Origin of the sequence: Kitasatospora sp. CMC57, from assembly GCF_045866025.2 — a bacterium.
GTDB lineage: Bacteria > Actinomycetota > Actinomycetes > Streptomycetales > Streptomycetaceae > Kitasatospora.
In genome coordinates, this window is sequence record NZ_AP035881.2 from 6582272 (window position 1) to 6598968 (window position 16697).

At 71.6% G+C, this 16697-nt stretch carries 18 protein-coding genes and 2 pseudogenes; 12 read left to right on the forward strand and 8 right to left on the reverse strand.

Translation table 11 applies throughout. The features are described from left to right. Window positions 1-2: 2 nt before the first annotated feature. From ACKUU6_RS29635 to ACKUU6_RS29650, 4 genes and pseudogenes are all read right to left on the reverse strand, one after another. A complete protein-coding gene (locus ACKUU6_RS29635; protein WP_407991630.1) occupies window positions 3-641 on the reverse strand; it encodes a uridine kinase in 639 nt (212 codons plus the stop codon). A 128-nt stretch (window positions 642-769) separates the two neighbouring features. Continuing rightward, window positions 770-1258, reverse strand: a pseudogene (locus ACKUU6_RS29640) (transposase). Continuing rightward, a complete protein-coding gene (locus ACKUU6_RS29645; protein ID WP_407992277.1) occupies window positions 1255-1773 on the reverse strand; it encodes a winged helix-turn-helix domain-containing protein in 519 nt (172 codons plus the stop codon). Before ACKUU6_RS29645 ends, ACKUU6_RS29640 begins: the two are co-directional and overlap by 4 nt. 168 nt (window positions 1774-1941) lie before the next feature. Next, a complete protein-coding gene (locus ACKUU6_RS29650; RefSeq protein WP_407991631.1) occupies window positions 1942-2520 on the reverse strand; it encodes a TetR/AcrR family transcriptional regulator in 579 nt (192 codons plus the stop codon). A 154-nt stretch (window positions 2521-2674) separates the two neighbouring features. On the opposite strand from ACKUU6_RS29650, the gene ACKUU6_RS29655 reads away from it, so the two are divergent. The 7 genes and pseudogenes from ACKUU6_RS29655 to ACKUU6_RS29685 all read left to right on the forward strand — a co-directional run bounded on the left by ACKUU6_RS29655 (window position 2675) and on the right by ACKUU6_RS29685 (window position 7346). After that, window positions 2675-3316 carry a CatB-related O-acetyltransferase gene (locus ACKUU6_RS29655; protein WP_407991632.1) on the forward strand — a complete coding sequence of 214 codons (642 nt, stop codon included), beginning with the start codon at window positions 2675-2677 and terminating at the stop codon, window positions 3314-3316. A 52-nt stretch (window positions 3317-3368) separates the two neighbouring features. Further along, complete coding sequence (locus ACKUU6_RS29660; protein WP_407991633.1) at window positions 3369-4646, forward strand: erythromycin esterase family protein; 1278 nt, start codon at window positions 3369-3371, stop codon at window positions 4644-4646. Further along, complete coding sequence (locus ACKUU6_RS29665) at window positions 4643-5053, forward strand: VOC family protein (protein ID WP_407991634.1); 411 nt, start codon at window positions 4643-4645, stop codon at window positions 5051-5053. Before ACKUU6_RS29660 ends, ACKUU6_RS29665 begins: the two co-directional genes overlap by 4 nt. A 342-nt stretch (window positions 5054-5395) precedes the next feature. Next, window positions 5396-5884 (forward strand): annotated as a pseudogene (locus tag ACKUU6_RS29670) (transposase). Window positions 5885-5961: 77 nt separating this feature from the next. Further along, window positions 5962-6477, forward strand: a complete 516-nt coding sequence (locus ACKUU6_RS29675; RefSeq protein WP_407991635.1) for a phosphohydrolase — start codon at window positions 5962-5964, stop codon at window positions 6475-6477. Window positions 6478-6517: 40 nt separating this feature from the next. Continuing rightward, window positions 6518-6688, forward strand: coding sequence for a hypothetical protein (locus ACKUU6_RS29680; protein ID WP_407991636.1), 171 nt, complete (start codon window positions 6518-6520; stop codon window positions 6686-6688). 34 nt (window positions 6689-6722) lie between these two features. Further along, entirely contained in the window at window positions 6723-7346 is a 624-nt protein-coding gene (locus ACKUU6_RS29685; protein ID WP_407991637.1) for a DUF309 domain-containing protein, read from the forward strand. Window positions 7347-7400: 54 nt separating this feature from the next. Here the strand turns inward: ACKUU6_RS29685 and ACKUU6_RS29690 are convergent, their stop codons facing one another. The 3 genes from ACKUU6_RS29690 to ACKUU6_RS29700 all read right to left on the reverse strand — a co-directional run bounded on the left by ACKUU6_RS29690 (window position 7401) and on the right by ACKUU6_RS29700 (window position 10505). Then, the gene (locus ACKUU6_RS29690) at window positions 7401-8192 is read right to left on the reverse strand and encodes a peptidoglycan-binding protein (RefSeq protein ID WP_407991638.1); all 792 of its coding nucleotides are present in this window, start codon (window positions 8190-8192) and stop codon (window positions 7401-7403) included. Window positions 8193-8438: 246 nt separating this feature from the next. After that, window positions 8439-10037, reverse strand: coding sequence for a D-alanyl-D-alanine carboxypeptidase/D-alanyl-D-alanine-endopeptidase (gene dacB, locus ACKUU6_RS29695; protein ID WP_407991639.1), 1599 nt, complete (start codon window positions 10035-10037; stop codon window positions 8439-8441). A gap of 147 nt (window positions 10038-10184) precedes the next feature. After that, a complete protein-coding gene (locus ACKUU6_RS29700) occupies window positions 10185-10505 on the reverse strand; it encodes a hypothetical protein (protein WP_407991640.1) in 321 nt (106 codons plus the stop codon). A gap of 90 nt (window positions 10506-10595) precedes the next feature. Between ACKUU6_RS29700 and ACKUU6_RS29705 the strand changes: the two genes are divergently transcribed. Continuing rightward, window positions 10596-10865: a DUF2277 domain-containing protein gene (locus ACKUU6_RS29705; RefSeq protein WP_407991641.1), complete on the forward strand. Its 270-nt coding sequence runs from the start codon at window positions 10596-10598 to the stop codon at window positions 10863-10865. A gap of 11 nt (window positions 10866-10876) precedes the next feature. Here ACKUU6_RS29705 and ACKUU6_RS29710 read toward each other — a convergent pair whose 3' ends face one another. Continuing rightward, on the reverse strand, window positions 10877-11620 hold the full coding sequence (locus tag ACKUU6_RS29710) for a FadR/GntR family transcriptional regulator (RefSeq protein WP_407991642.1): 744 nt from the start codon (window positions 11618-11620) through the stop codon (window positions 10877-10879). Window positions 11621-11770: 150 nt separating this feature from the next. Between ACKUU6_RS29710 and ACKUU6_RS29715 the strand changes: the two genes are divergently transcribed. Genes ACKUU6_RS29715 through ACKUU6_RS29730 form a run of 4 tightly spaced genes read left to right on the forward strand, consistent with a single transcriptional unit; the run spans window position 11771 to window position 16693 of the window. Continuing rightward, complete coding sequence (locus ACKUU6_RS29715; protein WP_407991643.1) at window positions 11771-13279, forward strand: amino acid permease; 1509 nt, start codon at window positions 11771-11773, stop codon at window positions 13277-13279. Next, on the forward strand, window positions 13276-14634 hold the full coding sequence (locus ACKUU6_RS29720; RefSeq protein ID WP_407991644.1) for a glutamine synthetase family protein: 1359 nt from the start codon (window positions 13276-13278) through the stop codon (window positions 14632-14634). Before ACKUU6_RS29715 ends, ACKUU6_RS29720 begins: the two co-directional genes overlap by 4 nt. Next, window positions 14631-15323, forward strand: coding sequence for a gamma-glutamyl-gamma-aminobutyrate hydrolase family protein (locus tag ACKUU6_RS29725; RefSeq protein WP_407991645.1), 693 nt, complete (start codon window positions 14631-14633; stop codon window positions 15321-15323). Before ACKUU6_RS29720 ends, ACKUU6_RS29725 begins: the two co-directional genes overlap by 4 nt. Beyond that, complete coding sequence (locus ACKUU6_RS29730; RefSeq protein ID WP_407991646.1) at window positions 15320-16693, forward strand: aldehyde dehydrogenase family protein; 1374 nt, start codon at window positions 15320-15322, stop codon at window positions 16691-16693. The genes ACKUU6_RS29725 and ACKUU6_RS29730 overlap by 4 nt, the downstream gene beginning before the upstream one ends. Window positions 16694-16697 lie beyond the last annotated feature (4 nt).

Consider the following 16697-nt stretch of genomic DNA (forward strand, 5'->3'; position numbering starts at 1 on the left):
GTTCAGGACGGCTCGGGCTCGATCAGGGCGGGGTGCCTGGGGTCGTCGCAGCGGACGGTGAGGTCGGCGAGCGCGCTCGGGTCGGCCTCGGCCTGGTAGCGGGCGAACGCGGGCAGGGTCCACTGCTCCTCGGGGGCGGTCCGGCGGCCCAGCGCGGCCGGACCGAGCGAGAGGTGCACGGTGAGTTCGAACGGCAGCCAGCGCCCGAGCAGCAGCGGGCCGTCCAGCAACAGGACGCCGCCGGGCGGGAGTTCGACGTACCCGGCCCGGGTGGACCGGTCGGTGGCCGGATCCCGGAGGCTGGGCAGGATCCTGCCGGTGCCGCCGGGTTCCAGCGGGTCGAGCACCTCGCGCAGCAGCGCGCCGTCGTCCAGCCAGATGTCGTGGTACGCGTCGGTGTCCTGGTGGCCGTACTCCAGGCGGACCGAGGCCGGGCGGAGGAAGTCGGCCGCCGACACGCGCTGGACGGGGCGTCCGCGCAGGCGGAGCGGTTCGACCAGCGCGTCCGCGAGCGCGCCGGGGCCCGCGGCGGATGCACCGTCCAGTGCCACCCGGACCCGGCGGCCGTCGGCGGACAGGTCGGCGATCCGGTCGGCGAGCAGTTCGGCCAGCCGCCCGGGAGAGATGGGGTGCACCCGCACGGGATCGGTCTCCTGCCTCTCGTCGGTGGGTCGGTGGCTCGGTGGGTCGGTGGGTCGGTGGGTCGGTCGAAGTATGCCCCGGCCCGGCGCGGCCGGCCCGTCCGGGCGGTGTTACTGACTTCGGCTTGTCAGGGTGAGGTTGGGGTGTCGAAGGTCAGGCCGGTGCCGGCTATGAAGCCGTCGAGCGTGTCGGGCCGGTACTGGAGGCGTTTGAGCAGGTTGCGCACGAGGGCTTCGAGTCGGTCCAGGGCCATGACGGCGAGGTTGGCCAGGCTGCGTTTGACATGTGCCCAGACCCACTCGACGGGTTTGAGGTCGGGCGAGTAGGAGGGGGCAGGAGGAACACCGTCAGCCAGGCGCGTTCAGTGACCAACTCACGCACGGCGGGGGGATTATGGGTGTTCAGACCGTCCCAGACCAGCACGATCGGTGCGCCTTGACGAGCTGGTGGACGCCGTCGATCGGTGCGATGAGTCGCGCTCGCCCATGCTGCGGCGCTTGCCTCTGCCCGCCGGGTGTGTGCGCAGGCGGTGGCACAGCCGGGTGCGGGAACCGGGCCGCACGGCGATCAGCCGGGCCACCGACACACGCCCCGAGCGACGGCCGCTGACCGTCACGACCGGGGTGATGCCGTGCCGGCCCCGGGTGCGTCCACGGGGCGGACGGCGGGTGAAACCTGCCTCGGCCTCGAAGCAGATGCAGCCCCCGCAGGCCGCCCGCGCCCTTTTACCTCCGCCCAGGTCGCCTCCTTCCACACGGCGATGGCCGCCTCGTCGCGCTCGGCGACCCGGCGCGCGGGAACCTGCGGAGTGAAACCGAGCCGGTGCATCAGCCTCGTCGCCCCGGAGACGCTGTAGGCGATGTGGAACTTCCTGCCGGACAGCGTGGCCACCCGAGCTGCGGTCCATACCTGGTCCTCCACCCAGCCGTGTGCGGCTGGACCCTGCTCCAGGCAGACAGCCAGCTTCTCCAGGCACCGCGGTGACAGACGGCACCGCGACCCACCTGGACCACGGGAGGTCAGCCCCTCGGCTCCTCCGGCTCGCCACAACCCATGCCACCGGTAGGCCGACTTCTGGCTCACCCGAAGCCGTCGCGCGACCTCCGACGGCCTGACCTCCTGCTCGAACAGCTCGGCCGCCTACACCCGAACAGCTTCCCGGCGCTCACGTCCCGCGGCGGTCAGCCCGCCCCCATCCGCAGATCTCACAGCCCACCGCATACAGTCACCGCTCCAGACCCATCAGGAACTTCGCGAAGGTTCACCCTGACGAGCCGACGTCAGTAACGTCCAATCAGATCAGGGTCGGGGCCCCATCCCGGTGAAGAGCGCGTCGAGAATCCGGTCGACATATCCGTGGGTCAGCGGCTCCTGGGTGATCAACAGTCGGAAGTACAGCGGTCCGGAGAGGACCGCCATCGCCAGCTCCAGGTCGAAGTCCGGGGACAGTTGGCCCTGCTCCCGGGCCCTCTCCAGGCGTGCGACGGTCCTGGCCTCCTGGGGGACGATGAAGCGTTCGTTCAGCGCGGCGGCGACGCCGGGGTCCTGCTGGGCCTCGCCGACCAGAGCCCTGAAGAGCGGGCCGAACGGGGCCCCGCCCAGCAGGTCGACGGCCTCGTGGATCTGCTGGCGCAGGTCGGCGAGGACATCGCCGGTGTCGGGATAGTCGAGGTCCGACGGGCTGACCGACAGCAGCGAGTCCAGCAGCAGCGCCCCTTTGGAGGCCCATCGGCGGTAGATGGTGTGTTTGCCGACGCCGGCCCGCGCGGCGATCGCCTCGATGCTGAGCTTGGCGTAGCCGAGTTCCCGTCCGAGTTCCAGTGTGGTGCGCATGATGGCTTCGGTGAGGTCGGGGCCGTGACGGCGGGCAGTGGTCATGTCCCCACTGTAGTGGCACGGCACGTGCCGTGCTTGACACTGCTCCATGAACTGGGCAGGCTACTGCACCGGCACGGCACGTGCCGTTTCTTCGAGTGACTGTGTCGGCAACCGCTCACCGAGCCAGCGCCGCCCACCTGCCAGGGAGCCCGCCATGCCCGACCCAACCGTCCTCCACCCGATGTCCGACCAGCCGCGGGTGGTGCTGCTCAAGCCACTGGTCACCTCCCCGCTGATCGAGGTCGGCGAGTACTCGTACTACGACGACCCCGACAACCCCACCGCGTTCGAGACCCGCAACGTGCTGTACCACTACGGGCCGGAGCGGCTGGTCATCGGCAAGTTCTGCGCGCTGGCCACCGGGGTGCGGTTCATCATGAACGGCGCCAACCACCGCATGGACGGCCCCTCGACCTTCCCCTTCCCCACCATGGGCGGCCTCTGGGCCGACCACTTCGACCTGCTCACCAGCCTGCCCAACCGCGGCGACACCGTCGTCGGCAACGACGTCTGGCTCGGCCACGGCGCGACCGTCATGCCCGGCGTGCGCATCGGAAACGGCGCGATCATCGCCAGCGGCTCCGTGGTCACCCGGGATGTCGCCGACTACGCCGTCGTCGGCGGCAACCCGGCCCGCCTGATCCGCTCCCGCTACAGCGAAGAGGACATCGCCCGGCTGCTCGCACTGGCCTGGTGGGACTGGCCCACCGATCACATCACCCAGCACCTGCGGACCCTGATGTCCGGCAGCGTCGAGGAGTTGGAGCACGCGGCGCCGGCCCGCCCGCAGCCGTGACCGGCCAGGTGCCACCACCCCCCCCCGTCCCCGCACGGAAGAGTCAGCAGCCATGCCCACCGCACCAGACCGAACGCCTTTCACCGACTGGCTCCGCCGCGGGGCCGTCCCACTCAGCCACCTCGACCCCGCGGCACCGTTGGACGATCTCGAACCGCTGCGCGAGATCCTCGATGGGGCGCGGGTGGTCGCCCTGGGCGAGCACTCCCACTTCATCGACGAGTTCACGGCACTGCGCCACCGCATCCTGCGGTTCCTGGTCGAACGCTGCGGCTTCACTGTCCTCGCGTTCGAGTACGGCTTCTGCGAAGCCGCTCCCGTCGACACCTGGGCTCACGGGCAGGGCGCGGACGACGACCTCACCGCGCTTCTGGCGACCGCGGTCCCGATCGGCCTCCACGAGCCGATCCGCTTCGTCCGCCGGCACAACCGCACCGCCGCGACGCCGGTCCGCTTCGCGGGCATCGACATTCCGGCGGCCGGCGGGTCACTGCTCCCCGCACTGGGCCCGGTCGCCGACTACCTGCGCCGAGTCGACCCGGAAACCCTCCCGTTGGTCCGGAGAGCGACCGCGATCGCCGCCACCTTCGCCGGAGACTCCGCTGCCGTGGCCGCGCCCGCCTGGGCGCGCCTGCCCGCTGCCGAACAGGACGCCCTGAGCGCGCTCCTGGCGCGGCTGCGCATCCGCTTCCGTTCGCTGAAACCGCTGTACCTGACCCGCGCTGACCGGCACAGCTACGAGCTCGCCCTGCGATGCCTGGAGGCCGCCTGCCACGGCGACCACACCTTCCGGGCCATGGCCGGCCTGTTCGCGGGGAACGGCCTCACTGCCGACGCCTCCGCGCGTGACCTCTTCATGGCCGAGTCACTGCTGTGGCACCTGGACCGACTCGAACCCGCCGACCGCGTCGTACTGGTGGCCCACAACGCGCACATCCAGAAGACGCCGGTCGCCTTCGACGGCCTGCTCACGGGACTCCCCATGGGACAACACCTGCACAACACCCTCGGTGACACATACTTCGCACTCGGCCTGACCAGCACCGCCGGCCACACCGCCGAGATGCGTCGCGACGAGGCGGCTCGGTTCGGATTCACCGTCCACGGCACGCCGCTGGAGCCGCCCTCACCCGGAAGCATCGAAGCGGCCTTCACCGACGCCGGCCTCGGCCTCGCCGTCACCGACCTCCGGCCGGCCCGCGCGGCGGGCCTCACCGGCCCCGACCGCATCCGCCTGCAGGGCGTCCAGTTGCACACCCCCGTTCTCGAAGCGTTCGACGGCATCCTGCACACCCCCACCTCCACCACCACAGCTCCGGAGAAACCATGACCAGCAGGTTTACCGAACTCGTCGTCGACTGCCGCGACCCGGAGCGGCTCGCGGCGTTCTGGTGCGCGGTGCTGGACTTCACGGTGATCGACCGGAGCGAGGGCACGGTCGAGATCGCCTCCTGGGAGCCGACCGCCGAGGCGATCCGGGCCAGCCAGATGCCGCCCACCGTGATGTTCATTCGGGTGCCCGAGGGCAAGACCGGCAAGAACCGGCTCCACCTCGACGTCAGCCCGATCGACGCCAGTACCGAGGACGAGGCGGCCCGTCTGCTCGGCCTCGGCGCGACCCTGGTGGACGTCGGCCAGGGCCCCGGACGGAGCTGGGTGGTGATGGCCGACCCCGAGGGCAACGAGTTCGACGTGGTGCGCAGCCTGGCCCCGACCGCCGGTGGCCAGGAACCGTAGCGGGCGGCAGGAGGAAAGGCCCCACCGAGATCTTCCAGATGGGCCGGCGGGGTGAGCGACGGGCCGGTGCCCGTCGGGCAGCCGTCGACGAGGAGAACCGGACGTGGATGTGTCGCAGGCCTCGGTGAAGAGCGCGGGTTAGGTGGTCGGGGTCGGTGGAGGCGGTGTGAGCCATCGGGCCACGTCGCAGAGGTGACCTGAGGGCCTCCGGTCTTTCCCTTCCGCCGGCGGGAAAGGGCGCGGGCGGCCTGCGGGGGCTGCATCTGCTTCGAGGCCGAGGCAGGTTTCACCCGCCGTCCGCCCCGTGGACGCACCCGGGGCCGGCACGGCATCACCCCGGTCGTGACGGTCAGCGGCCGTCGCTCGGGGCGTGTGTCGGTGGCCCGGCTGATCGCCGTGCGGCCCGGTTCCCGCACCCGGCTGTGCCACCGCCTGCGCACACACCCGGCGGGCAGAGGCAAGCGCCGCAGCATGGGCGAGCGCGACTCATCGCACCGATCGACGGCGTCCACCAGCTCGTCAAGGCGCACCGATCGTGCTGGTCTGGGACGGTCTGAACACCCATAATCCCCCCGCCGTGCGTGAGTTGGTCACTGAACGCGCCTGGCTGACGGTGTTCCTCCTGCCCCCTCCTACTCGCCCGACCTCAAACCCGTCGAGTGGGTCTGGGCACATGTCAAACGCAGCCTGGCCAACCTCGCCGTCATGGCCCTGGACCGACTCGAAGCCCTCGTGCGCAACCTGCTCAAACGCCTCCAGTACCGGCCCGACACGCTCGACGGCTTCATAGCCGGCACCGGCCTGACCTTCGACACCCCAACCTCACCCTGACAAGCCGAAGTCAGTATCGTCGCGCCAGACCCGGCGGCCGACCGGCTGACGGACCGTAACCTTCCGGGGAGAGCCCTGTGCCCACGCTGAGCCTTGCCGACGTCGATGCCCTGGTGGCCGAGGCGCACGCCGGACAGTTCGACAAGGTCGGGGTGCCGTACATCGAGCACGTCCGGGCGGTGGCGGCGGGGGTCGCGCCGTTCGGGGTCGGGCTCCGGATGGCCGGGCTGCTGCACGACGTCCTGGAGGACACTCCGGTGACGGCCGACGATCTGCTCCGGGCGGGCGTGCCGTTCAGCGTCGTGGCGACGGTGCGGCGGGTGACCCGGGTGCCGGGGGTCGGCTATCCGGAGATGCTCCGGCAGGTGGTGACCGACCAGGCGGCCACCCTGCTGAAGATCGCCGACAACGCGCACAACTCGCACCCGGCCAGGGCCGCGGCCCTGACGGAGGCCGACCGGGAGCGGCTGTCCGAGCGCTACCGCTCGGCCCGGGCGGTGCTCTGGCCCGCTGCCGCGGCGGAGGACGTCCGGACGGTGCTGGAACTGGTGAACCCCTCGCTGCTGCCGGATCTGGCCGCCCGGGCGCGATGAGTGCACGCTGGGAGTAGCCGAGCAGGTTGGGAGAGCCGTCATGTCGGAGATCCAGGAGAAGTTCAGCGGCAAGGCCGCAGCCGACCGTGAGGACGTCCGGGCCGCCGACCCGGAGGAGGGCGTCACCTCCTACCAGGTCGCGCATGCCTGGGAGGAGTCGCAGGCGGAGGGCGACCGCGAGGGCGAGGCGGACGAATCCACCCTGCGCTGACCGGAAACGTTCGGCGACGCGGGACAATCGCGGTATGGCTGAGGTGGAGAACGACGGCGGGGACGCGGCGTGCTGGCTCGAGCGGGTCTGCCCGGAGTGCGGGCGGCTGAGCGAAGGCCCGGCGGCTGGGTCCTGCGAGCAGTGCGGGGCGGTGGCCGCGGCGCCGCCCCGCGCCGTACGGCGTCCCGGGCGGGACCGCGACGCGGCGGGCCGGGCCCGGAACGGTCGGCCGCGCGACGGGTTGGGCCGACCGCTCCCGTACGGCGCGCAGGGGGCTCCGCGCCAGCCCGAGGGAGTGCAACGCTCGGCTGAGCGGACGCTCACCGAGGCCCAGCAACTGCTGGACGCCGGAATGCCGTTCCACGCCCACGAGGTGCTGGAGGACCGCTGGAAGGCCGCCCCCGGACCGGAACGGCCGCTGTGGCGCGCCCTCGCCCAGTACGCGGTCGGTCTCACCCACGCCGCCCGGGGCAACCCGACCGGCGCGGCCGCCCTGCTGGCCCGGGCGGCGGAGGGCCTGGCCCCGTTCGAGGCGGCCCCGCCCTTCGGCATCGACATCGCGGGCATCCGCCACTGGGCGGGGCAGGAGGCAGCCGTCACGACGACGGCGCCTTCACCGGAGGTACCGGCGCTCAGGGCCTCGGGCGGTGGCAGCTGAGGTCCCCGGGCAGGCGGATGGCTGCGGGGTTTGCCATGGCGAACCCCGCAGTCATTAGATCTGGTCGCCGTAGTCGGCTTCCAGACGGTGAAGCTGGCGGGGGCCCGGGATGCCGTCGGCGTCCGCTCCGGTGTCGCCGATGCTGAGTTGGTACTGGCGGAAGCTCTCGGTGTCGGCGGGCCCCCAGACCGGGCCTGGGCCTTCGGTGTAGTGGGAGCAGCCGGCCGCCACCAGCATCCGGCCGAGGGTGGTGATGTGGTCGCCGACCGCGCCGGGACCGTAGGGGCGGCCGTCGATGACCACCTGACGGGGGATCAGCGGGGCGGGCAGGTCGGACTCGTCCGCCTGGTGCCCGAAGTAGCGGACGCCGGCGCGGCCGCGCCAAGCGGGGTCGGCGGTGACCAGGCCCTCGGGGAAGTCGGGGTAGCCGTACGAGTTCACGTAACGGGAGCGGCGCTGATAGGTGCGGCGGTAGACGCCGTCGCCGTTGGCGGAGCCGTCGTTGTTGGTGTTGCCCGCGACGACCGTGATGGAGTCCGAGGTGTAGGCGAGCACCAGACCGGTGTGCTCGCCGCCGGGGCCGTACGGGCCCTCCGGGGTGCCGAACAGGACTTGGGCGCCGATGGCGGGGTAGAGCGAGAGTCGGCCGCGCCGTTCGAACCAGTCGCGGGCGACTGAGCAGGAGGCGGTATCGGGGTAGCGGCCCGCGTTGCCGCTCTCCGCCGCGACGGCGGCGACGAAGTCGGCACACCAGCTCTCGGCGGGGCGGCCCATCGCGGCCGAGAAGCGGTTCTGGTTGCCTGCGCCCTCGTGGTAGCCGAGGTAACTCCGGGCGGTCTGCAGCATGGCCCTGGCTCCGGACAAGACGGCCTCCAAACTCCAGGCGGACCGTGCCCGGCCCGCACGGGTACTGAACCGCCGCCAGCGTAGTTCCGGGCTGTGCGCGTCCCGGGGCCGATGCCGGTCCCGTCACCCGGATGGACCTGTCCCGCGCTCCCGCACGCGGGGGGCCGTGCGCCGGGGCGCCCGGTCGGCTACCGAACGACGGCGGCGCCCCACCCGGAGGACGGATGGGGCGCCGCTGACGGGAACTCAGCAGTGGCCGAGCGTCTCGCACTCCTCCCAGCGGGTGGCCGGGACCTCGGTGGGGGCGTCGCGCAGCGCCGGGGCGTTGAACGACTTCAGGGCCGGCGCGGACGGCGTGGCGGCCGGGCCCGTGGCGAGCCGGACGGCGATCGCGTCGAGGACGCTGCGCGGGCGCGCGCCCGGGAAGTTGTTCACCAGGATCGAGAAGGCCAGCCGACGGCCGTCGGGCGCGGTGGCGTAGCCGACCAGGTTGTCGACGCCGCCCATCGAGCCGCTCTTGGCGTGCACGTTGTTCTCGGCGGCGGTGCCGCGCATCCGGGCGGTCAGGGTGCCGCCGACCATCCGCTCGGGGTTACCGGCCACCGGGAGGGCGTCGTACCAGGTCTTGAACCACGGCTTGCCCGGGGCCAGCTTGAGCAGGGCGGTCAGCTTGGAGGCGGTGACCAGGTCGTAGCGGGAGAGGCCGGAACCGTCCACCTGGCGGCCGGTCGGCAGCTCCAGGCCGTTCGCCTTGAGGAAGCCGTTCACCTGGGTGACTCCGGCGCTCCAGCTTCCCTGGCCGCCCTTGACCTTGCCGATCTCCTTGAGCAGGTGCTCGGCGATGCCGTTGTTGCTCAGCTTGAGCATCGGGACCAGCAGCTCACCGAGCGGGCGGGAGGCGTGGCCGACCAGGGCCTGCGAGGTCTCCGAACCGGTGGCGGCCGTGGTCGGGCGCATCACCCTGACCCCGTGCCGGGCCAGCGCACCGGCGAACACGTCGCCGGTGTAGCCGGTCGGGTTCTCCACCGTCGTGAAGAAGTCGGCGGGGGCGGAACCGACGGCCAGACTGCCGGTCAGAGCCAGCTCGTTGACGCCCCGTCGGCGCTCGACCCCGGCGCTGTTGCCGCTTCCGGCCGCGCCGGTGGCGATCTGCCCGGCGAACTTCACCGGCGCCTCGGCGGGGAACAGGGTGACCGTAGCGGGCTGCCCCGCGGTGGCGGCCGGGGTGACGGTCACCTTGACGGTGTCCATCGAGTACTCGGCGTCGGGGGCGACGGTGAGGGCGGAGATCTGCGGGCTGTACGAGTACGCCTCGTCGTCCCAGGCCCAGCCCGGGCCGAGCGGGACGGAGTCGTAGCGGCTGCCGTCGGCGAGCACCCGGCCGGTGACGGTGGTGATGCCGGCCGCAGCCACCTGGGCCGCCAGGTCGTCCAGGTCCTTCGGCTGCAGGCTCGGGTCACCGCCGCCGCGCAGGACCAGGTCGCCGTTGAGCACCGAGCTGTAGCGGCTGCCGGTGGTGCGGACCTCGGTGGTGAACACGTGGTTCTCGCCGAGAAGATCCAGCGCGGCGGCGGAGGTGATGGTCTTGAGAGTGGAGGCCGGGGTGAGCAGCGCGTCGGCCTGGTGCTGGTAGACCACCTGACCGGTGGTGGTGTCCACGACCTGCACGCCGGCCTGGGCGGTGGCGAGCCGGGCGTCGGCGAGGATGGCGTCCAGGTCGGCGATCAGCTTCGGGTCCGCCGGGGTGGTGGTGTCGGCCTGGGCGACACCCGCCAGCAGCGAGGCGGCGATGGCGACGGCGGCGAAGGGCAGGACACGGCGGCGGTGGGTGCTCGTGGGCAGCAAGAGTGCTCCTGGCGGTCGAGTACGACGGGGCGCACAGCAAACCCACCGCACCCGGAGAACCGGTGCGGATCGGCCCGGAGCCCCCCGTTTGGCCTTCGCAGCCTAGCAGTTGAATGATCATCAACAGCCGCCGGACGCCCTAGCTCCTCAGGCCGGGACGCGCGACCCCCCGCCGGCCTTGGTGGCCTCGACCATGGCCTGGTGCAGATTGCGCGCAGCGGTCTCGTCGGTGACCGTGACGGGGCTGCCGACCACGGTGAACCAGTCCTGCGCCCCCGTGTACTGGATGGTGATCCGGGCCTCGCCGTCCACCCAGGTGGTGTGCAGGGTGAGGTCTCCGGTGATGGCTCCCAGCTCTTCGGTGAGGACACCGCCGTGCCCGGCCCGGATGCCCTGCGTGGTCCACGTCGCCCAGGTCTCCACTGCGTCTCCCCGCTGCTGTCCGGCCTCGCGGCCGCGAATGATCATGCGTCAAGAGTTACCCGCCACCGTACCCCGGGACGCGGTCCATCACCCCCTGTCACCTGTGAGGGGCGCGTAAGGGGGCAGACTGGAGGCATGTGCCGAAGCATCAAGACCCTGCGCGCCCCGGTGACCCCCGAGGTGACCCAGGACGACATCCACGCGGCCGCGCTCCAGTACGTCCGGAAGGTCTCCGGGTTCCGGGCGCCCGCGGCGCACAACCAGGAGGCGTTCGACCGGGCGGTGGCCGCCGTCACCGAGGCGACCCGGGAGCTGCTGGAACATCTGGTGGTGCGAGGGTCCCACCAGTCCCACCAGCACGTGAACGGTCACCAGCACGACCACGACCACGAGCACCAGCACTGAGCAGTGGGGACTCAGCCCAGGAAGCCGCGGAGCAGCGCCGCGGTCGCTTCGAGGTGCTCCTCGGTGGCGCGTCTGGCGCCCTCGACGTCACCGTCCAGGATGGCCCTCACCATGGCCCGGTGCTGCTGCGAGCCGTGGTCGATGTTTCGGCTGAGCACCGGGATGGCGTTCAGCAGGTCGTTCAGCCGCATCCGGCTCTCGGCCACTCCGGCAGCCAGGGAGTGGGAGCCCGTCAGCTCGGCGATGGCCAGGTGGAAACGCGAGTCGAGCTGCCGGTACTCCTCCGGCCCCGAGCGCTCGAGCTCGTCGAGGCGCTGGGTCAGATACGCGCGCTGCTCGGCGGTGAGCGCGCGCCGGGCGGCCTGTTCGGACGCGCCGGTCTCCAGCACCGTCCTGAAGGTCAGCGCGTCCTCCAGCTCGGCGCCCATGTCCTGGACGGCCCGGCGGAGTTGACCGAGGTCCGGGTCGGGGGGCGGCAGCCGGTAGGTGACGAAGGTGCCGCCGTAGCGGCCGCGCCGGGACTCCACGCAGCCGGCCAGCTGGAGTGAGCGGATCGCGTCACGCAGGGTCTCCCGGCTGACGTGCAGCCGCGCGGCCAGCTCGCGTTCGGCGGGCAGCCGGTCGCCGTACCCGAAGACGCCGAGCTTGAGCGCCTCCAGGATGCGTTCGACGGTCTCCTCGAAGGCGTTGCCGGTCCGGACCGGACGGAAGATCGCGCCGCCCTGCCAGTCCATCAGCCCGCCGTCGTCATTCACGCGGGCATCGTATCCAGACCCCCTTGACGCGACTACCGCACGGGGTGAAACATGCTCACCACATCAATGGTCCGGTTTCAGTCCATTGATCTCCACCATGCCGTGGGCGCACGTTTCGGACCTCCCCCACCGAACCCCCAAGGGGTGCGCATGTCCTCCGAGCACACTCTCAGCGACGACGAACACCGACTGCGCGAACTCGGCTACACCCAGGAGCTCGCCCGCTCGATGTCGGGTTTCGCCAACTTCGCGGTCTCGTTCTCGATCGTCTCCATCCTCTCCGGCTGCCTCACCCTCTACGGCTTCGGCCTGAATACCGGCGGCCCGGCCCTGATCATCTGGGGCTGGCCACTGGTCGGTGTGATGACCCTGTGCGTCGCGCTCGCGATGGCCGAGATCTGCTCCAGCTACCCGACCGCCGGCGGGCTCTACTACTGGGCCGCCAAACTGGCCAGGCGCAACGGCGCGGCGACGAGCTGGTTCACCGGTTACTTCAACTTCATGGGCCAGGTCGCGGTCACCGCCGGAGTCGACTTCGGTGCCGCCTTCTTCACCAACGCCTTCCTGGAACTCCAGTGGGGCTACGCCGCCAGCCCCGCCCACACCGTGCTGATCTTCGCGGTGATCCTGGTCCTGCACGGGCTGCTGAACACCCGGGGCGTCGGGCTGGTCTCGCTGCTCAACACGGTCAGCGTCTGGTGGCACCTGGTCGGTGTCACCGTGATCGTCGGCGCACTGGTCCTACTGCCGGCCGAACACGCCTCCGCCTCCTTCGTGTTCACCAAGTTCGTCAACAACACCGGCTTCCAGAACAGCTTCTACGTCGCAATGCTCGGCCTGCTGCTCGCCCAGTACACCCTGACCGGCTACGACGCCTCGGCGCACATGACCGAGGAGACCCGGGACGCCGCCCGGTCCGGGCCGAAGGGCATCGTCAACTCGGTGCTGGTCTCGCTGGTGGCCGGCTGGGTGCTGCTGCTCGGCCTGACCTTCGCGATCCGGGACTACGACGGCGCGCTCGGCAGCTCGACCGGGGTGCCACCCGCGCAGATCTTCATCGACGCCATCGGGGTGAGCGGTGCGAAGCTGCTGCTGCTGATCGTGATCGGCGCCCAGTTCTTCTGCGGGATGGCCTCGGTCACCGCCAACTCCCGGATGATCTACGCCTTCTCCCGGGACGGCGCGCTGCCGGGCTCCCGGATCTGGCACCGGATCAACCCGCGCACCCAGACCCCGACCGCCGCCGTCTGGCTGGCCACCGGCGGCGCGTTCGTGCTCGGCGCGCAGTACCTGTGGAACGCCACCGCGTACGCCGCCGTCACCTCGGTCTCGGTGATCGGGCTGTACATCGCGTATGTCGTCCCGGTGTTCCTGAGACTCCGTCAGGGTGATGCCTTCCAGCGCGGCCCGTGGCATCTGGGCCGCTGGAGCAAGCTGGTCGGTAGCGTGGCGGTCGGCTGGACGGCGGTGATCACGGTGCTGTTCATGCTGCCCACCGTCAGCCCGGTCACCGCCGTCAGTTTCAACTACACCCCCGTGGCGGTCGCCGCCGTGCTCGGCTTCGCCGGGCTCTGGTGGCTGGCGTCGGCCCGGCACTGGTTCACCGGCCCCAAGGTCACCGCCGAGGACGAGCCGACCACCGTATTGGAGAAGCGATGAGCAGCGCCCGACTCACCCTCGACCGGTTGCGCGAGCTGATCGCGGACGGAGCCGTGGACACCGTCGTGCTCGCCCTCACCGACATGCAGGGCCGGCTCCAGGGCAAGCGGATCGCGGCCGGCCACTTCCTCGACGAGGTGGTCGAGAACGCGGCCGAGGGCTGCGGCTACCTACTGGCCGTGGACATCGACATGAACACCGTGGACGGCTACGACGTCTCCTCCTGGGAGACCGGCTACGGCGACTTCGTGCTCAAGCCCGACTTCGCCACGCTCCGGACCGTGCCCTGGCACCCGGCCACCGCGATGGTCCAGTGCGACGTGCTCCAGCACGACGGCACACCCGTCGCGGTCTCACCTCGGCAGGTGCTGAAACGTCAGCTCGAGCGGCTCGCCGGCTACGGCTGGCAGGCGTACGCGGGCACCGAGCTGGAGTTCATCGTCTTCAAGGACAGCTACGAACAGGCTTGGCAGAAGGACTACTTCGGGCTGACGCCGGTCAACCAGTACAACGTCGACTACTCGATCCTCGGCACCTCCAGGATCGAGCCGCTGCTGCGCCGGCTGCGCAACGAGATGACCGGCGCCGGGCTGACCGTCGAGTCCGCCAAGGGGGAGTGCAACCTCGGCCAGCACGAGATCGCCTTCAAGTACGGCCCCGCGCTGGCCACCTGTGACGACCACGCGGTCTACAAGACCGGCGCCAAGGAGATCGCCGACCAGGAGGGCTACAGCCTGACCTTCATGGCGAAGTACAACGAGCGCGAGGGCAACTCCTGCCACGTCCACCTGAGTCTGCGCGACGAGCAGGGCCGGCCGGTGTTCGCCGGTGACGGCCCGGGCGGCTTCTCCCGCACGATGGAGCACTTCCTGGCCGGGCAGCTGGCCTGTCTGGCCGAGTTCTCGCTGCTGCTCGCGCCGACCGTCAACTCCTACAAGCGGTACGTGCCCGGCAGTTTCGCGCCCACCGCGATCGCCTGGGGCCGGGACAACCGGACCTGTGCGCTGCGGGTGGTCGGCCACGGCCCCTCACTGCGGTTCGAGAACCGGGTGCCCGGCGGGGACGTCAACCCGTACCTGGCGCTGGCCGCGCTGATCGCGGCCGGGCTGCACGGGGTCGACCAGCAGCTCGCCCTGGAACCGGAGTTCACCGGCAACGCGTACGCCTCGGACGCCCCCCGGGTGCCCAGCACGCTGCGCGACGCGGTGGCGGCGTTCGAGGCGAGCGAGGTGGCGGGTCTGGCCTTCGGCAAGGACGTGGTCCGGCACTACGCCCACGCCGGACGGGTCGAACTCGCCGCCTACGACGCGGCGGTGACCGACTGGGAGCGGCGCCGCGGATTCGAGCGGCTGTGACGGAGCGTCCGCTGATCGGCGTCAGCAGCTACCGGGACGAGGCCGCGTGGGGCGTCTGGCGACAGCCCGCCGCGCTGATCCCGCAGAGCTACGTCGAGGCCGTCGAACGGGTCGGCGGCCTGCCCGTCCTGCTGCCACCGCAGGACCCGGCGGGCGCCGCCCGGGTGCTGGCCCGACTGGACGGGCTGGTGCTGGCCGGTGGCCCGGACCTCGACCCGGCCTCGTACGGCGCCGAACCGCACCCGCGCACCGGAGCACCCCAACAGGACCGGGACTGCTGGGAGTTCGCGCTCGCCCGGTCGGCCCTCGACGGCGGGCTCCCGCTGCTCGGCGTCTGCCGAGGCATGCAACTGCTGAACGTCGCGCTCGGCGGCGACCTGGTCCAGCACCTCGACCCGCCGGACCACCAGGTCGCCCCGGCCACCTTCCGGTGGCGGGAGGTCGAGACCGCACCCGGCAGCAGACTGGCCGCGATCCTCGGCGGCCACGCCAAGGTCCGCTGCTACCACCACCAGGCCGTCAGCCGCCCTGGCGAGGGCCTGGCGGTCACCGCCCGGAGCTCCGACGGCACCGTCGAGGCGGTCGAACTGCCCGGTGGGCGCTTCGTACTGGGCGTGCAGTGGCACCCCGAGACCGACCCGACCGACCCGCGCCTGTTCCAGGCCCTGATCAAGGAGAGCACCCAGTGAGCCGTGCGCAGCCCGATCTCTTCGAGGTGGTCAACCCCGCCACCGAGGAGGTGATCGCCACCGTCCCGATGACCTCGCTCGCCGAGACCGACGCCGCCATCGAGCGGGCGGCGGCCGCCTTCGACAGCTGGCGGCGGGTCAGCCCGGCCGACCGGGCCCGGCTGCTGCGCGCCTTCGCCGCCGCCGTGGACGCCGACCGCGAGCACCTGGCGCAGCTGGAGATCGCCAACGCGGGCCACACCGTGGGCAACGCCCGGTGGGAGGCGGGCAACGCCCGGGACGTGATCGAGTACTACGCCGCCGCCCCCGAGCGGCTGTTCGGCCGGCAGATCCCGGTGGCCGGGGGAGTGGACCTCACCTTCCAGGAGCCGCTGGGCGTGGTCGGCATCATCGTGCCGTGGAACTTCCCGATGCCGATCGCCGCCTGGGGCTTCGCCCCCGCTCTCGCGGCCGGCAACACGGTGGTCCTCAAGCCCGCCGAGCTCACCCCGCTGACGGCCCTGCGGCTGGCCGAACTCGCCCGGCAGGCGGGCATTCCGGCCGACGTCCTCCAGGTGCTGCCCGGGCGCGGGCCGGTGGTCGGGGCACGCTTCGTCACCCACCCCGCCGTCCGCAAGGTGGTCTTCACCGGCTCGACCGCCGTCGGCAAGGCTGTGGCCGCCGGGTGCGCCGACCAGGTCAAGCAGGTCACGCTGGAACTCGGCGGCAAGAGCGCCAACATCGTCTTCGCCGACGCCGACCTCGCCAAGGCGGCGGCCTCGGCCCCCGGTGCGGTCTTCGACAACGCCGGGCAGGACTGCTGCGCCCGCTCCCGGATCCTGGTCCAGGCGAGCGTGCTGGACGAGTTCATGGCCGCGTTCGAGCCCGCGGTGCGGGCGGTCCGGGTCGGTGACCCGGCGGACGAGAAGACCGAGATGGGACCGCTGATCTCGGCCGCGCACCGGGCCCGGGTCGCGTCGTACGTCAACGAGCCTCATCTGGTAGGCAGTTGCCCGGACGGTCCGGGCTTCTGGTACCCGCCGACCGTGCTGACGCCGGGTCGGACGGACGACCGGGCCTTCACCGAGGAGGTCTTCGGCCCGGTGGTCAGCGTGGTCCCGTTCCGCGACGAAGGGGATGCGCTGCGGATCGCCAACGCCACCGAGTACGGCCTGTCCGGCTCGATCTGGACCCGGGACATCGGCCGCGCGCTGCGGGTCGCGCGCGGAGTCGAGGCGGGCAACCTCTCGGTCAACTCGCACTCCTCGGTGCGGTACTCGACCCCGTTCGGCGGGTTCAAGCAGTCCGGCCTGGGCCGGGAGCTGGGCCCCGACGCACTCAACGCCTTCACCGAGACCAAGAACGTCTTCATCGCAACGGATCAGGAGTAGTCGA

What these genes read in the sequence shown, in the direction of transcription:
- ACKUU6_RS29705 (WP_407991641.1), top strand. Translation starts at nt 10,596, where the DNA reads ATGTGCCGAAGCATCAAGACCCTGCGCGCCCCGGTGACCCCCGAGGTG.
- ACKUU6_RS29685 (WP_407991637.1), top strand. Translation starts at nt 6,723, where the DNA reads ATGGCTGAGGTGGAGAACGACGGCGGGGACGCGGCGTGCTGGCTCGAG.
- ACKUU6_RS29715 (WP_407991643.1), top strand. Translation starts at nt 11,771, where the DNA reads ATGTCCTCCGAGCACACTCTCAGCGACGACGAACACCGACTGCGCGAA.
- ACKUU6_RS29680 (WP_407991636.1), top strand. Translation starts at nt 6,518, where the DNA reads ATGTCGGAGATCCAGGAGAAGTTCAGCGGCAAGGCCGCAGCCGACCGT.
- ACKUU6_RS29655 (WP_407991632.1), top strand. Translation starts at nt 2,675, where the DNA reads ATGCCCGACCCAACCGTCCTCCACCCGATGTCCGACCAGCCGCGGGTG.
- ACKUU6_RS29720 (WP_407991644.1), top strand. Translation starts at nt 13,276, where the DNA reads ATGAGCAGCGCCCGACTCACCCTCGACCGGTTGCGCGAGCTGATCGCG.
- ACKUU6_RS29650 (WP_407991631.1), bottom strand. Translation starts at nt 2,520, where the DNA reads ATGACCACTGCCCGCCGTCACGGCCCCGACCTCACCGAAGCCATCATG.
- ACKUU6_RS29660 (WP_407991633.1), top strand. Translation starts at nt 3,369, where the DNA reads ATGCCCACCGCACCAGACCGAACGCCTTTCACCGACTGGCTCCGCCGC.
- ACKUU6_RS29700 (WP_407991640.1), bottom strand. Translation starts at nt 10,505, where the DNA reads ATGATCATTCGCGGCCGCGAGGCCGGACAGCAGCGGGGAGACGCAGTG.
- ACKUU6_RS29690 (WP_407991638.1), bottom strand. Translation starts at nt 8,192, where the DNA reads ATGCTGCAGACCGCCCGGAGTTACCTCGGCTACCACGAGGGCGCAGGC.
- ACKUU6_RS29665 (WP_407991634.1), top strand. Translation starts at nt 4,643, where the DNA reads ATGACCAGCAGGTTTACCGAACTCGTCGTCGACTGCCGCGACCCGGAG.